Here is a 14,245-nt window from a genome sequence, read left to right as displayed (position 1 = left end):
TGCTATTTGCAAATACTTGGGATTTTCTGAGTGGGTGGGGTGTGTGGGTGAGCCATGTTGTTAAGAGAGGGAAGTTTGGTTGGTGATGTGACCCCTTTGCTTTCTAAATACGCCCCTGCTTGAGCAAGATATGCTGAACGGTTACGGTTTTTGTCTGAGATGCCAGGATCCACGTTTCCTCTAACTCTACCTGTTCCACGGCCAAGTACGCCATTCTCGCGACTACCAATATCTTCTATCCCCCGGACAATGTCTCTTCTCGTGCCGACTGGTGTGACCTGGTGAATTGTATCTCCAGCTTGGAAGCGGTATCCATCGATACCTTTGTTCTTACTATGGCGCCGCGCTACGGTCTTTAGGGTTTCTTTATCAGATGCGCGCCCATGGTAATATGGGCCACTACTGTCGACTAGGACGTAGTTCCAGTCCAGACCAAGTGGGTCGGTATAGGTAGTCGGATTCGGTGGGTATGGATAAAGATTGGTGTTACCCATGAGCCCGATAGGATCCGGCTGTGTGAAGCGACCAAGATCTGGGTCGTAGAGTCTGAAAATATTGTAATAAAAAGATATTTCAATATCTGCGTACTGGCCTTGATGTCGAAGATTTTGTTGTCGTCTTTCTGCTAAGCGGTGCCACTCGCCATGTGTCTTGCCCCAGCCATGATAGTCACTTCGCCACGTGATATCCCCATTGCTATCAGTTAGTTGTTCAGGAAGTCCTGCCAAGTTGGTGTGAAAATAGTGGATATCCTCTTGGCTAGGACTTCCATCTATTCGCGCCAATGGCTCATAGCCGTTCGTGTTGGCATAGATGAAAAGACTGTACATACCACTTTGTATCTCCTGCAGCAGGCGGAACCCTTGCCAGTAGAACACTACCTGTTGACGTGGTTCAGAGTGTTCGTCTTGGTAAACCTCCTTGCTGATTCGTCTTCCCAGTGGATCGTAACGAAACACAACACGTTCGCGCTCACCGCTGCGATACTGGTCTACGCAAATCAGACGTTGTTCAGCGTCGTACTCGAAGTACTGTACCCAGTTACTCCCAATCCTTTTCTCGCACAATCGCCCAAATCGATCATAGCGATAGCGTTTGTCCTGATAGACCAGTACACGGTTGTGTTTGATCAGGCCGTTGAGCTTCGCCCCGTCGAACAGGTTGCCGGCCTTGTCATATTTGAAATCCTCAACCTGTGTCGCTTGCCAGTTGGGGCGAGACTGCTGAGTACTCTGCAACTGCTCGTTCGGATCGTAGCCATACCGGTTGCTACCGGTGTAACTCTTGCCGGTGTGTGGGGAGCGATGAAAATGGCCGATGATCTGTTCAAGGTGTGCGGCGTCTTCAGTTGCAACGTCGGCAACACCACGACGCTGGGTTTGGGTCAGAATCTCAGCAATCAGGTTGTCACTAGCATCGTAGCGGTAGCTCTTCTCAAGTAAAGGCAGCATTTCAACCGGGGCATCGCGATAGTGGATGGTCTTGCTACCCAGACGGCCGCTCTGGTCATAGCGGGTGCGAGTGATGAGACCTCCCTGAGTACGTAGCACTTCGTCGTGCACCGCATCGCGCTCGAAGTCACTGATGACCCGGCCGTTCAGGTTGATCTGATGAAGGTGCCCACTGCCGTAGTGCAGGTAGTTCAGTTGTCGCTGGTCAGGCAGTGTCAACGTCTGCAGATTGCCCAGTTCGTCATAGCGGTATTGCAGCAGCCCGGCACTGTTGGTTTCGCTGAGCAACTGCCCGTTCGCGTCATAGGTGTAATCAAGCTGCTGTTGCTCACCCTGGTTGTCCGTGAACGTGATGGACAACAGGTTGTCGGCGGGGTCATAGCTGTAGTCGGTGATGCCATCCTCGGTGCGTTTGCTCAGCAGGCGGCCAACGGCATCACGTTGGAAATCATGGCGAATCGAAGTGGCCCGTGTCGGCGGGGCGTTGTCGGAGAGGGGTGGCTGTTCGTATGAAGAGGGGACATGGGTTAGGCTGGTGACACCGTCGAGTGTGTCGTACTCGTATATCCGGCCACTTCCATCCAGATCTTGTTGTGCCACCAGGCGGTCAAGTTTGTCCCAGCCAAACGTGTAGGACTCTTCATTCTCGTTGGTGAGTTGCAGCAGGCGACCATAGGCGTCGTAGCGAAACTTCACGCTGTACCCCATGGCATCGGTGCGTTTTACCAGGCGGCCGCTGCGGTCATAGCGAAACTGCAAGATCTTTTGCGCGGGATCGATGTAGCGCGTCAGCTGGCCGGCGGTATCAACTTCGTAGCGGTCGATACGACCATCGGGTCGTTCGCTTTCTATGAGATAGCCGCGAGCGTCATAGCGGAAGTGGGTCTGCTCTCCGCGGGCATTGATGCTTTCGCTCAGGCGGCCATGCAAGTCGTAGTGGTACAGCGTCTGGTTGTTGCTGCAGTCGCGATAGCTGAGCAACTGGCCACGGGTGTTCCAACCCAGGTGCTTGGTCTTTTCGAGGGCATCGGTGACGCGGGTAACACGACCTTCCGGGTTGTATTGATACTGTGTGCTCCGGCCCAGTGGGTCCTGTTCCCACAGTAAATTGCCATGAGCATCGTAGCCGTAGCGCCGGGTACGTCCTGCTCCGTCTGTGACCTGAACGGGCAAGGCCCAGTGGCGCAGATAGCTTATGCGTTCGCTTCGCCCAAGCGGGTCACGTGTCTCGATCAGACGCCCGATATCGTCATAGCTGTATTCCCACTCGCCGCCCTGTGGATCAGTTCGTTTGACCAACTGGCCGGCGACGATCTCTGCTTGCCAGCAGTTCCCAAGTGCATCGACATGCTTGTAAACGTCGTATAGCGGGCCCCAGAAATAGCGGTCTATACGTCCCAGTCCGTCTGTTACGAGGGTTTCGCCATCTTCGAGGTTGTACTCGAACTTGTACTCCTCCCCATCGCTACCCCAGTGACGAACCACCCGCCATTCGTGGTCAGGTTGCGGCTCAAGCAAAGGCGGCAGGCGATAGGGTGTTCCGTCCGCCCGTCTTGGTGTAGGACGTTTTTCAGGAATGGTGTAGCGTGCCCATGCGTACTCGCGGATGGCGCCGCTGGCCAGTTGGTGACGCTTCAGATAGCCCTCTTCGGTATAACCGAAGTTACGCACCACCTGGCCCGTTGCATCCAGAACTTCTTGCAACTGCCCACTGTCGGTATAGCTGTAGCTGACCAGCAGCTCGTTCCGCTCGATAGCGGGCTCACCGTTGTTTGATAGGAAGAGCCGCGAAACCTTGCATACGCGCCTTGTATGCGCAGCATCATAGTGAAGCTGGACAACCGTCTGGCCGTACTTGTCATAGAGTGCTTGCAGGCGACCTTGTTTGTCGTAAAGCACATCTACGTAATTGAGATTGCGGTCGCTCAGCCTGATGAGTCTTGAACGACTGGGCTCGTGCGGGTCGACATCAAAAACCTTGTAGCGTCCCTCATGAATGTCCTCGACAACTGTTTGGCCATCCTCCAACTGGAAGAAAGCCAAGCCGTCCACAACACTGACAAAGGCATCGCCGGCGCGCAGGCGCCCGAGCTCCAGGCGATTGCCTTCTTCATCGACGTAAATCCACAACTCGCCGCCTTCAGGATGCGGGACGCGTACCAGTTCAACTTCATAAGGAACACTCCAGCCCTTTCCGAACAGGCCGCCAGTGCGTAAGTCTCTACTGTCGTAACTACGAGCCCATTGGATTCCCAGCAAGCCAGGTAAGTTGAAATCAACATCCTCTGGACCGTCCTGGAACTTGCTACCCGTGGCGACCGCAACGGGGTTGCCCAATTTGCAACCTTTGATGCGCCCAAAACGTCGTGAAATGAGTATCCCCGCAATGATCCCGGTAAACATCGCAATCTTGCTCTTGCCATTGCGAATATCCCGAACCGTCGCCGTTCCGCCGCCAATGCGTACATTCGGCGATACCTTCTCATTCACATCGATCGTGGCATCGCAGGTGGTCTTGTCACCCGATCGCGCTGCAGGCTGGCCGTTGATGAAGACTTTGTCCGACCCTTGCGCAATATGGTTTTCGGGCAGAGGCGGGTGGCGGCTGCATGAAATCTTGTCCTGCTCTTTGGATTCCGCGCCGGGGTCCTTTGGCGTGGTGACGGGCGGGTTGAAGATGTCGCGTATCGCCATGCCCAGCCCCACCACGGGGAACAGGTAGGGCACCGCCGCCATGGCCATGGAACCCACGTTCTCCAGAATCGAAGGCTCTGCTTGCTCTGCGTCGGCCGCTCCCCCACCTGGCGGCCCTGTAATACCGGCTGCGCGAGCGGCGGGCTTGCTGTTGACGAACACGTTGTGTGACCCGCTTTCGATCTTTCCGTAGGGGTCGGGTGCATCCACGCTGTTGCCAAGGCTGTCGCAAAAGCGGGAGATGGCATCGCCGACAGTCTGGTCTTCACCGACCGAAAGGGTGCTCATCGCACCGACCGCCACTCCCGCAACGGCGGCGATGGCGATGCCAGCTGCGCCCCCCGTCGCGACAGTACCGACAACGGCCAGGCTGATAGCGGCAGCCACGGCGGCGGTGGCTGCGGCATAAATGACGGCCTCTGCAACTGCACTGACCATTTCGGCGATCAGGGACGGATGCAGGATTTCATCGCCCATGCGGGCGGCGTGAACGATCTGCGCCATGGCTTGCAAGCTCCAGAAGTTCTGAATGAGGTTGACCTGGGTGGTGAAGGGGTCAGGTGAATCGGAGCTGTTGTTTGATTGCGCGCCAGTGCTCGATGTCGTCGCTGCTCAAAGGGCTTGGCTTGCTGTAGTTGATCACCAGCAGCCGGTGCTGCCCTGGAATCATGCAGGCGGCCTGGAGCTGGAAATTGGGCTTGTCCCCCACCTTGAATTCAATGGCCATTTCGCGGGCTTCGACGGAGTGTTCACCGCCCCCCAAACGCGCGATCTTCGTGGGTGTGATGGTCATTGCCCCGGACTTTTTTCGCAGCATCCGCAGTTGGTCATCGATGGCTTGGTCCAGGGTCTTGTCATTGGCGACGGGGCTGCGTGCCATTACCAACGTGGTGTCTCGGGCACGAAAGCGCAGCATGTTGAGCGTGAGGTCTTCAGGTGCTTCCTCGCCTAGATTGAGGATCAGGTCGTGAGTCAGGTATTCCGTCATTGCGGGAGTCCTTTCAGGAGGTCTTTACGTACGGGCAAGTGCAAGCAGCTACTTGAAATGCCCATCCACATCGGCTTTCAGTGCACTGCTATCGCGTCCATCCGCTGCGGCACCTGCCGCTCCGCCCTCAGGGTTGAGGTCGAGCTTCGATGCGGGCGTGTTGATCTGTCCGGTCTGTTGCCCGGTGAGGTTGAAGGTCTCGCAGGTGATATTGAGCGTGCCGTTGGCCTGCATCTCGATCAGTGTCTTGCCGCACTTGAGGCGCAGGGTGTTGCCTGCTTCGATCTCGTAGTCGCCGGCGATGAGGTCGTTTTTGCCGCCGCCGACTTTCAGGGTGTCATTGGCTTTCACCACGCGCAGGCGATTGCGTCCGATGGCAACGGACTCGTCCTGGCCAATGCTCTGGGTGCGATCAACAGCGACGGTGAGAGACTGGTTGTTGTTGACCTGGGTGTTCTGGTCCTTCTGGGCATGGATGAACACCTCTTCCTTGCCCAGTTCGTCCTCAAAGCGCAGCTCATTGAAACCATCGCCCTTGTGGGTCTGGCTCTTGATGGTCATGCGGGTCTTGTGGTCGGGCAGGTCGTAGGGCGGGAGCTGATCACCACAGTAGGTACGCCCGGTAATCATCGGCTGGTCGGGGTCACCGTTGACGTACTGGATGATCACGTCCTGGCCAATGCGCGGGATCGCCATCGCGCCCCAGCTACCACCGGCCCAGCCTTGCGACACACGTACCCAGCAGGAGCTGAACTCGTTGTTCTGGCTTTCACGGTCCCAGGGAAAGCTGACCTTCACCCGGCCCCACTCATCGCAATAGATCTCTTCTCCCTTCGGGCCGACCACGGTCGCCATGTGCGGGCCGTCAACGCGTGGTTTTGATAGTGGGGCAGGGCGCCATTCGGTCCGGCCGGGGACCAGCACCGCGGTCTGCTCGTAGTGCGTGCTGACATCGGCGCCGGCGGCTTCTTCCTGCAGGCTGGTGAATTGTTTGCCTTTGTGGGTAACCGTGTTCACCCGCCAATGCGCGTTGAGGTCGTCACGTGGGTGGCCAGTCAGGGTGAAACTCAGGCCCGGTTGCAGGCGAACATCGTCACCCTCAACCTCGGCAATACGGACATCGTGGCGCAGCGCAGTGATGCGGTTTTCAGTGAACGGCTTGCCCACGGCATCGCGTTTGTAACGGCCTGGGTAATCGAAGAATTCGTACTCTTTGGACTGATGCTCCAGGAAGGGCCCGGCAGCTCTGTGTTCCTGGCGGTAGGCCGGGTTGGTAAAGGTGTAGTCGCGCTGAACCTGGCGAGCGGTGCGCACCTGCTCGCTGTAGCGCAAGCGGCGAAGGCACGGTATGGCTTGATCGCCACCGCCGGTGGCTTGGTACAGCACGCTGTCAGGGTCTACAGGCTCGTCGGCATCAAAAAAGCCCTCGTCGTCATCCTCGGCCTTGATGGTCCCATGGCTGATCAACCCGAATGATTGCAGCCGATCGGTAATGATCAGCTTGTGCAGCTTTTCACTGTGTGCAAAGCGGTAGACGAAGCCTTCTTCAGCAGCCAGGCGGGCGATGAACGCCAGGTCCGTCTCACCGGCCTGAACACAGAACTCGCGGACCTGATGGTCCATGCTGGCGCGCAGTTCGTACTGGTTGATGCCCTGGCGCTGGAGCATCAGCTCGAGAATTTGCGGAACGCTCTTCTGCTGGAAGATGCGCCAGTTCGAGCGCAGGTCGGCCCGGGCCAGCTGAGGCTCGACCAGCGCGTGATAGTAGGTGCGGTAGAAGCCACTTTCAGCCTGGCTGAAGCGGCTGACCAGACCGTGCACGTAGCGCACCGGACGTTCGCCGTCCCAGATGGTAAAAAGTACGGGCTTGTCGAGCAGGTGGCCGAAGTCGATATCGTTTTCGAAGCTGATGAGTTTCAGCTCCAACTCGAAGGGCATGCTGATCCCCTCTCGGAGTTCGAACGACACCACTTCGAATTCAGCTTTTCCAACCAGCGGCTGGAAGCTGTAACGCAAGTCAGATTGGCTAGGCATAAGCAATCCTTGTCCGCCGTCTGAGGTGACACAAAGTCCGGGCAGGTAAACCCGCCCGGAGCATTCATGAATATCAGGCGACTGGTGCTCGCCAATCATCAGAGCCACCGGTACCGGCTACGGTGTGCTCCCAGACGATCTTCCGATAGGTCATTGCAACCTCGACCAGCTGCGTGTAGTTCTCGTTTACCTTGTCTTGAGCGTGGGGGAGGACGGTGTTGATGCTGACGATGGTTGCGTCTTCAAGCGTTGTGGAGAAGAAGTGCTCTTGTTTGCCTTCCGTCGAGGTGCGGTACCAATTGACTTCGACCATCGGCAGCATTTCGCCTGTGACCAACGCTTGATACAGCAGTGGCGTGGCCTTGTTGAGCGAACTGGTGAACTTGAACGGCTTGTGTACGCGTTGACCGCTGGGTTGACCATTCTGTGGATCAGTGGGCGTGGTCACTTCATGCTTGATCTCCTGAACCAGGATTTGATCTTCGTGGCCTTGCTGGTAACCATTGCCGACGGAGTCAGCGGTATATGCACCAGCTGTGATGTTGCCTTGGGTTTGGCCTTCGATCTTGATGTAAGCGGGTGTTGGCATGGCAGTTTCTCCTGCGTCCATGTGGATATAAACACGCGCACCCAGGGTGGCGTGGCCATCGGGAACGATGGGCTTGTCAACGAAGCAAACGCTTCGCTAATTCCTTAAAGTCAGTTGAGCCGTGTGTGGGCTCGCTACTGCTGCAAGATGCCGTTCAGCGACTCCAGCACCTCGGTGGTAATGAGGTGCAGGCGGTAGCTGTAGATGCCGTAGGCCACCGCCATGGCGAGGGCGGAAATGACCAACGGGCTCCACCACGGCCATTGCCGGTTCATGCGGAAGTTGCTTAGGGCGACGTTGGTGTACGGATCGCAGACTGTCTCCGGCGTAGGGCCGCGCAGCTCGCGAATGATCCCGTGGAGTTGGTGTATCAATGCGTTGAGGGATTCTTCGCCCTTCGGCGCGATGGCGTACTTGCCCTTCAAACCGAGGCACAGCGCGAAGTACATGAACTCCAGCACGTCCTTATAACGTTTGGGTTCCTGCATGAGGCGCGACAGTACGGTGAAGACTTTCTCTCCACCCCAGGTTTCGTCGTGGAAGATGCTGAGCAGGGGTTCCTGGCTCCAGCAGCTGGTTTTACCCCAAGGCCTGTCCATGACAGCTTCATCGATGAAAAGGCAAAGACCGTATGAGTACGCCAGCAACTGAGCGGGCTCGTAGCCGTGCTGGCGCATCTCTTCCCGCACGTTTTCGATCTGGTTGCGCACCTGCTGGTGCACCTCCTTGATGTTGGGCAAGGCATCCAGTGTGCGCAGGCGTATCACCAGGCCGAACAGCGGCGCGGCTGCATCCAGCATCAGGTTGTCGTAGCCGCCACGTAGCTGGAAGTCCGGGTCTGCCGGGTAGCCTTCATACACTGGCTCTGCCTTCGGCTTTCGCTCAGCGCCATCAGCTGCTGTCGGTGCGGGTGAGTCGTTGGACAATGACGCATCGAGCATCGCTTGCAGTTGCTCGCTTTCGACCTGTTCGGTATCAGTTGGGGGGCTGTTTTCTTGTTTCATTTCATTCACTCCTGATCGCCCAGAACTGAAGTTCCAACCCCGGGAATTCCCCCGCGACGTGGATACCGAAGCCACTGGAGGCCTCCATGCCCGCCCAAGCCGGGGAGCGACGGTCCAGCTCGAAGTAGGTGAAGCCTGCATGGAAGGGCAGATCCCGAGGAGCCACGGGCAGCGGCACCAGCGGAATACCTGGCAGCTGCAGCGGCACTACCTCGTTCAACGACTCCAGGGAGACGACCTTTGCCTTCTGCACGAACATCCGACGCAATGTCTGAGGCGGCATGTGGGCTCGCACTGCCAGAATGAAGTCGGCCTCGTCGATCAGGCGGCGATCCTCCAGCGTGGTTGTCAGCAAGCCGTACTCCAGCGTCTCCAGCGGCAGCGAAACGGCGCGGGGTTGCAGCACCGTGCTCAGTGCCCGGCGTAGCGTGTCCTCCAGCGGCTTGAAGGAGGTGCGTAGCGCGGTATGGTGATAGGCGGGGTATTCCTGCGGCAGCCGGCTCTCGTCGGTAAACGTCACGAACTCGCCACAGGCCTGGCTCATGCACAGGTACAACTGTTCGGGATGGGTCTGCCCTTGCCTGGCCAGATGCTGGAAGCATGGCCACCAGCGGTTCATGGCCTGCAGCAGGTTGAAGTCGCGAATGTCGGCGATGCCGGACTGCCCTGAGGCGCCAATGCGGGCGGCGAGGTTGCGCGCACGTTCGCGCAGGGAGTTGGTGATTTCTTCCAGATACCGTTGCAGCGCGGGTACGGCGCGCACTGAAACGCTGGTGGGATAGAAGCCTTCATCCAGTTGCAGGCTGCCATCGGGGCGCCGTTCCAGAATGCGCGTCACGGCCAGGCGGGTGTAGGCGCTGCTGTCGTCGGCCTTGCGTTTGAGCTGCAGGTTGGGTACCGCCAGGTCAATCTGCACCAGGTCACCGTCGGCGCTGTGCGTGTCCTTGATTTCCTGGGCCTGGGCGCTGTAACGGAAGTTGGCGGGGTTATCGGGCCAGCTCACCTCACGGCCACCTTCGGTGCGCAGCGGCAGGCACAGGTAGATCTCGCTGTCTTTCGCGCCGTCGTCCTCGATTTCCAGCGGTGGCGGTGGTGGCATGTCTGCAGGTATATCGAACACCGTGCCGTCCGGCATGATGCCCCGCGCACGGGTGATGGCGACCTTGCCCAGGCTCAGGTACTCATCGTTCAACTGCAGCTCGCTGAAGCCATAGAAGGCGGCGTTCAGGCTGCCAAGACGTTGATGCAAAGCCGCTTCGGCGGCACGGGCAGCTTGCTGGAAGTGCTGCGGTTTGACGAACAGGCCTTCAGGCCACAAGACGGGGTTACGTGAACTCATGAGCGCTCCGTGTCAGCGTGATTGAGCGGGAAGGGCAGCGTTACAGGCGCCATCAGTCTTCCTCCTTGAGCAGGAGCTGCGTGTCGTTGAGCAACACCGACAGGATGATCTGGTGCCCGCGGGGCGGAATGCGCAGCACTTGGCTCCAGGTGGCGTTTTCCTGGTTCCGGTAGTCGGCGATCACCGCGACGAAGCGCGTTTCGGGCTCGATGGGCGCAAAGGGGATGAACTTGAACTGCCCAGGGCGCAGCAGGTAATCGTCATCGCGTATGTAGGTGCTGCGCAGCGCCTCGGCAGGGTCCTTGTCCAGCAATTCGTAAACACTGTTGCGCAAGAGAGAGTCGTCGCGCAGTTGCAGGATCTTCACGGCCATGGGCGTAGCGACGGGCTCGGCGGCCATGGTGGTGGTGCGCGGCAAGGTCAGCACCACGGTAGGGTCGTCGTAGCTACCCGGGGTACTTTCTTCCATGGGGGAGCGCGCCGGATCCTCGCCATCGTCAACTGGCGAATCGACGGGCGACATGGCTGGGAATTGTTCCAGCAGGTACTCGAACAGGGCCCCGACTTTCTCGGTCAGCACGTAGGGGTCGCCTGCACTCAGGCTGACCGCGTAAGGGCTGGGCTCCACAACCGGCCCGAGCTCGGGCGCCACCTCAAGGCTGTTCGGGTTGCCATTGAGCGTTGGGCTGGCGTTGATGCTGAACGCGACCTGGGTGGGGTGCTCCCCGGGCGGTCCGACGGGTAATGAGGGGTCCATCACCACCTGGCCAATCTTGCTCAGGGACGTGCAACCCGAGAGCCCGATCAACGCCGTCAGCAGGCCGGCCATGAATGTTGGACGCATCATGGGCGGTCTCCTGCAATCAAACGTTCCAGTGGGCTCTGCTGCGCTGGTGCTGCCTCTGTGTCCAGTGCCGCCAATGGGTCGTTGCCCATGCCCGGTTCGAATGCCGAGCAGATGTCTGCGACAGCCTGGGGAGCGGCTGCAGCGGCATGGCAAGTCTTGGGTGGAACAGCCAGCAACCAGTGATCGAGGGTTCGTTGTTCAGGGCTGAACAGGTCCTCCAGTGAGCGTGCATCGGCCTGCGAAAGCTGGGCCTTCAGTCGATAGGCGCCAATGCGCAACTGGTCACCCTCGAGCAGCCGCCTGGCGGTAAGCGACCCCAGGCTGTGGGGGCTGTCGTTCAGGTAGGTACGCTGGCAGCGATCGATGATGCAGAAGCTGCCCTCGATCCAGCGGATCTCGCAATGGATCGGTGCAATGGTCTGCTCACGATCGTTGATCTGCCAGGTAGCTTTCGCGCTGCCGATGGTGCCGCCTGCGCGGTCGAACTGATGTCGGGCAGTGACGTTGTGCTGCAACTGATCCAGGTTGGTGATGCTCAAGGTCAAAGTGCTCATGAGCGCCCCCGGAACCGCACGACAGGGCTGCTCTGGCCGTGACGGTCATCGACGAAGCTGGTCCAGCCCAGGTAGGCACCCAGGCTGCGGTGCAGGCAGAAGGGAGGCAGTGCGTTCTGCTTCAGGCGCAGCTCCAGGTCATAGGCCAGGCCATCACGCAGCAGAAAGTCGATCAATGCCCGTAACCGGCCGAAGTTGATGCCGCTGGGCAGCAGGTCGCGCAACTGTGCAGGGTCGAGTTCGCTGATCACGATGGTGAACTTGCTGCTGCGTGTTCGCGTGCGGCTGCCCACCATGAAAGTACTGCCCAGCTCACCGTTGCTTCTGCCAAGGCTGACCAGTTGCTTGGCGGCTGTGGGGACCGAGCGGGTTTCGAACTCGCGAATCTGTACCTGCTTCAAGTCGAAGCAATGGGCAATGATGCCGGCGACCGTGCCTGGCGCACGGCTGCGGCTGGCAATGACGCCGGCGAAACTGAGCAGCCGGCTCCACGGCAGTGCCGTGTCCCCGCGCAACTGCCTGTCATTCAACCCGAGCAGGGCAAAGATGTACTGGGAGAACCCATCGGTAGCTCCCGGCTGAAAGCGGATGTAATAGCGATATTTGCGCCAGATGCGATGCAGCAGGCTGAGCAGGTAGTGGTTGAAGAAATCGAAGAACGCCGGCCGCACGCCGATGCCCTGTGCATGCTCGTATGCCACCTGCTCCAGGTAATAGGTGGGCAACGGCGAGTCGGTGCCATGCAAACCCATGAAGGTGGTGCACACGCGATAGCGGTCAGCTTCCCCGGGCATGCGTTCGACCTTGTACACGTCGGAAACCGGGAAACTCAGCCGTGGGTCGCTGGCAAGCCGCACCCTCAGCCGGGTGGCCTGGTCTGGCCAGCGTGGTTCCAGGTCATCCCCGTGCAAGCCGTGCAGGCGCTCCAGCAACTGGAAAAAGTTGTACTGGTGTGCTTCGGCCAACAGCTTGTCGGCTAGATCAGCGGTTGTTTGCCGGTCTGGATTGGCCATGTGTAGTGCTCGTTGTTGGTGGTGTTGATCACTTCCAGTTGGTGGAAGGAATTGATGCTGGCGTACAGGGCGAAGAAGTGCGCGAGCACGCAACCGAACAGGTACAGGTCGCCTTCGCAGAGGAATGCGCTTTGATCCAGCTTCAGCCGCGTGCGCAAGCCACGAATGGGCTGGCCCTTGATCAGCCAGTCCAGCGGTTCCGTTTGCACTTCGCGGATGCCATCGAGGCGTTTGCGGGTGGTGCGTGTCTGCTGGATGTCGTGCAAGGCCGCGAAGTCGTAAGCGCGGATGACCGCTTTGAGCGGCTCGGCCGAGAGCAGCGACAGGTAGTTGAGCGACATGTTGGAAATCAGGGCCCATTGCAACTGGCCGTCCAGCACCGGCCTGTACGGGCGGGTGGGTGTACGGATGTTGGTATAGGTGGCCAGAGGCGGCGTGATCTCGGTGAGCACGTTGATGTCATCGATACCCAACGCCAGCGGCAGGTCGCGGTTGGTGCAGGTCAGGTCGATGGACGCTGTTTCCAGTTCGCCGATGTAGGCGTTGGCATCGGCGCGCACGAAAGCGATGCGATGGGTGACGCCATCGCCGCGCAGGGAGTCCTCGAGTGTGTAGCGGTAGTACAACGCTGTACGCCCCTGCACATGCTCGATCTCATGGGCGAAGGACTCGAAGGGGCGGAAGGTTCTCAGGTGTTCGCCGGTACTCCCGTCAGTCGTGGTGCGGGTGCTGATGACCCGATCGACACTGAAGATTTCATAGGCGTGCCGCTCCTTGCCTCTGGGCACAAGCTCGACCTGGGCGGGCCGGCTGGACAGGTCGATGGGCTCGGCGCTGTGCTCGAACAGGTTCACTGCCGGGACGCAGAACAGGCTGAAGTCTGTTTTGCCGACCCGCAGCGAATCAGGTAACTGCCGGGTGAAGTGAAATTCGAGGCCGACACGCTGAGCCGCTTGATCAGGCCAGACTTTCTCCAGGCCGGTCATGCTGACGAAGTGAAAACGCTCGGGAAATATGAAGTACTCCTGCAGGATCCGGTAACCGTCAAAGACGTTCTGTGGGTATGGCAGCAGTGCTTCGTCCGTGCTGAAACCCGGGAAGACGATGCTGCTGGCCGGCAGCCGGCGTACCTCACCATTGACTGTCACCGAGACGTGCTTGAGGTATTGAGCGATCCACAGGTACAGCGTGCGGGCAGTTTGGGTATCACCACTCAGATGAAAGTCGAAGCTGGCGCAGCCCAGGGTGTTCAACGGTCGCTCGACCAAGCTTTGCAGGTCGATGCGAACCACCGAACTGTCAAGTGTCTGGGTAGCGCTTACCGACTCGATCTCGAACGGGTGAATGTCCACTGCCGTGCAGGTGCGGAATTCGCAGGGCACTCCATCCACGGGGCTGGAAAACAACCGCGAGCCTTTGGCGATGGTTTGCGACTGGCTGAGCGCTTGCTTGCGCGGCGTGAACTGGATGATCGTGGCGCTCGGCAGCGGCCGCAGGTAGTTGGGCCACAGCAACTGCAGCATGGGGTGCGTCAGCTCGGGCAGGTCGTCCTCCAGCTTGAGCCGCAGTTTGGCCGTGAGGAACGCAAAGGCTTCCATCAGGCGCTCGACATCCGGGTCGCTGCCACCCTTGCCTAGCAGGCGGGCAAGTTGTGGGTTGTCCTGGGCGAAGTCGTTCCCCAGTTCATATAGGTAACGCAACTCTTCGCTGAATCGATCCTTGAGTGACATAG

Annotated in this window: 10 protein-coding genes; all 10 read right to left on the bottom strand. The window is 59.0% G+C overall.

The genetic code is table 11. The features are described 5' to 3' along the window. Nucleotides 1-2: 2 nt before the first annotated feature. Nucleotides 3-4,649, bottom strand: coding sequence for an RHS repeat-associated core domain-containing protein (locus tag CAF92_RS04660; RefSeq protein WP_256573607.1), 4,647 nt, complete (start codon nucleotides 4,647-4,649; stop codon nucleotides 3-5). Between the two features lie 52 nt (nucleotides 4,650-4,701). After that, nucleotides 4,702-5,133, bottom strand: coding sequence for a DcrB-related protein (locus CAF92_RS04655; RefSeq protein WP_025339904.1), 432 nt, complete (start codon nucleotides 5,131-5,133; stop codon nucleotides 4,702-4,704). A gap of 48 nt (nucleotides 5,134-5,181) precedes the next feature. Next, nucleotides 5,182-7,167: a type VI secretion system Vgr family protein gene (locus CAF92_RS04650; protein ID WP_085599513.1), complete on the bottom strand. Its 1,986-nt coding sequence runs from the start codon at nucleotides 7,165-7,167 to the stop codon at nucleotides 5,182-5,184. Nucleotides 7,168-7,240: 73 nt separating this feature from the next. Further along, nucleotides 7,241-7,756: an Hcp family type VI secretion system effector gene (locus CAF92_RS04645; protein ID WP_085599511.1), complete on the bottom strand. Its 516-nt coding sequence runs from the start codon at nucleotides 7,754-7,756 to the stop codon at nucleotides 7,241-7,243. Nucleotides 7,757-7,890: 134 nt separating this feature from the next. Next, complete coding sequence (icmH, locus tag CAF92_RS04640) at nucleotides 7,891-8,760, bottom strand: type IVB secretion system protein IcmH/DotU (protein WP_085599508.1); 870 nt, start codon at nucleotides 8,758-8,760, stop codon at nucleotides 7,891-7,893. Nucleotide 8,761: 1 nt separating this feature from the next. After that, the gene (gene tssK / locus CAF92_RS04635) at nucleotides 8,762-10,099 is read right to left on the bottom strand and encodes a type VI secretion system baseplate subunit TssK (RefSeq protein ID WP_085599506.1); all 1,338 of its coding nucleotides are present in this window, start codon (nucleotides 10,097-10,099) and stop codon (nucleotides 8,762-8,764) included. Nucleotides 10,100-10,151: 52 nt separating this feature from the next. Further along, on the bottom strand, nucleotides 10,152-10,946 hold the full coding sequence (gene tssJ / locus CAF92_RS04630) for a type VI secretion system lipoprotein TssJ (protein ID WP_085599504.1): 795 nt from the start codon (nucleotides 10,944-10,946) through the stop codon (nucleotides 10,152-10,154). Next, nucleotides 10,943-11,500, bottom strand: a complete 558-nt coding sequence (locus CAF92_RS04625; RefSeq protein ID WP_085599502.1) for an FHA domain-containing protein — start codon at nucleotides 11,498-11,500, stop codon at nucleotides 10,943-10,945. The genes tssJ and CAF92_RS04625 overlap by 4 nt, the downstream gene beginning before the upstream one ends. Further along, nucleotides 11,497-12,513 (bottom strand): type VI secretion system baseplate subunit TssG, encoded by a 1,017-nt coding sequence (tssG, locus tag CAF92_RS04620; protein ID WP_085599500.1) that lies wholly within the window; start codon nucleotides 12,511-12,513, stop codon nucleotides 11,497-11,499. The genes CAF92_RS04625 and tssG overlap by 4 nt, the downstream gene beginning before the upstream one ends. Beyond that, nucleotides 12,477-14,243, bottom strand: a complete 1,767-nt coding sequence (gene tssF, locus CAF92_RS04615; protein ID WP_085599498.1) for a type VI secretion system baseplate subunit TssF — start codon at nucleotides 14,241-14,243, stop codon at nucleotides 12,477-12,479. The genes tssG and tssF overlap by 37 nt, the downstream gene beginning before the upstream one ends. Nucleotides 14,244-14,245 lie beyond the last annotated feature (2 nt).

Origin of the sequence: Pseudomonas sp. B10(2017) (genome assembly GCF_002113295.1) — a bacterium.
GTDB classification, from domain to species: domain Bacteria; phylum Pseudomonadota; class Gammaproteobacteria; order Pseudomonadales; family Pseudomonadaceae; genus Aquipseudomonas; species Aquipseudomonas pudica.
Note: the sequence above shows the minus strand (reverse complement) of the source record. Positions and strands in the feature narration are given on the sequence as shown.

What these genes read in the sequence shown, in the direction of transcription:
- CAF92_RS04645 (WP_085599511.1), bottom strand. Translation starts at nt 7,756, where the DNA reads ATGCCAACACCCGCTTACATCAAGATCGAAGGCCAAACCCAAGGCAAC.
- CAF92_RS04625 (WP_085599502.1), bottom strand. Translation starts at nt 11,500, where the DNA reads ATGAGCACTTTGACCTTGAGCATCACCAACCTGGATCAGTTGCAGCAC.
- tssK (WP_085599506.1), bottom strand. Translation starts at nt 10,099, where the DNA reads ATGAGTTCACGTAACCCCGTCTTGTGGCCTGAAGGCCTGTTCGTCAAA.
- CAF92_RS04650 (WP_085599513.1), bottom strand. Translation starts at nt 7,167, where the DNA reads ATGCCTAGCCAATCTGACTTGCGTTACAGCTTCCAGCCGCTGGTTGGA.
- tssJ (WP_085599504.1), bottom strand. Translation starts at nt 10,946, where the DNA reads ATGATGCGTCCAACATTCATGGCCGGCCTGCTGACGGCGTTGATCGGG.
- CAF92_RS04655 (WP_025339904.1), bottom strand. Translation starts at nt 5,133, where the DNA reads ATGACGGAATACCTGACTCACGACCTGATCCTCAATCTAGGCGAGGAA.
- tssG (WP_085599500.1), bottom strand. Translation starts at nt 12,513, where the DNA reads ATGGCCAATCCAGACCGGCAAACAACCGCTGATCTAGCCGACAAGCTG.
- tssF (WP_085599498.1), bottom strand. Translation starts at nt 14,243, where the DNA reads ATGTCACTCAAGGATCGATTCAGCGAAGAGTTGCGTTACCTATATGAA.
- CAF92_RS04660 (WP_256573607.1), bottom strand. Translation starts at nt 4,649, where the DNA reads ATGGCGCAGATCGTTCACGCCGCCCGCATGGGCGATGAAATCCTGCAT.
- icmH (WP_085599508.1), bottom strand. Translation starts at nt 8,760, where the DNA reads ATGAAACAAGAAAACAGCCCCCCAACTGATACCGAACAGGTCGAAAGC.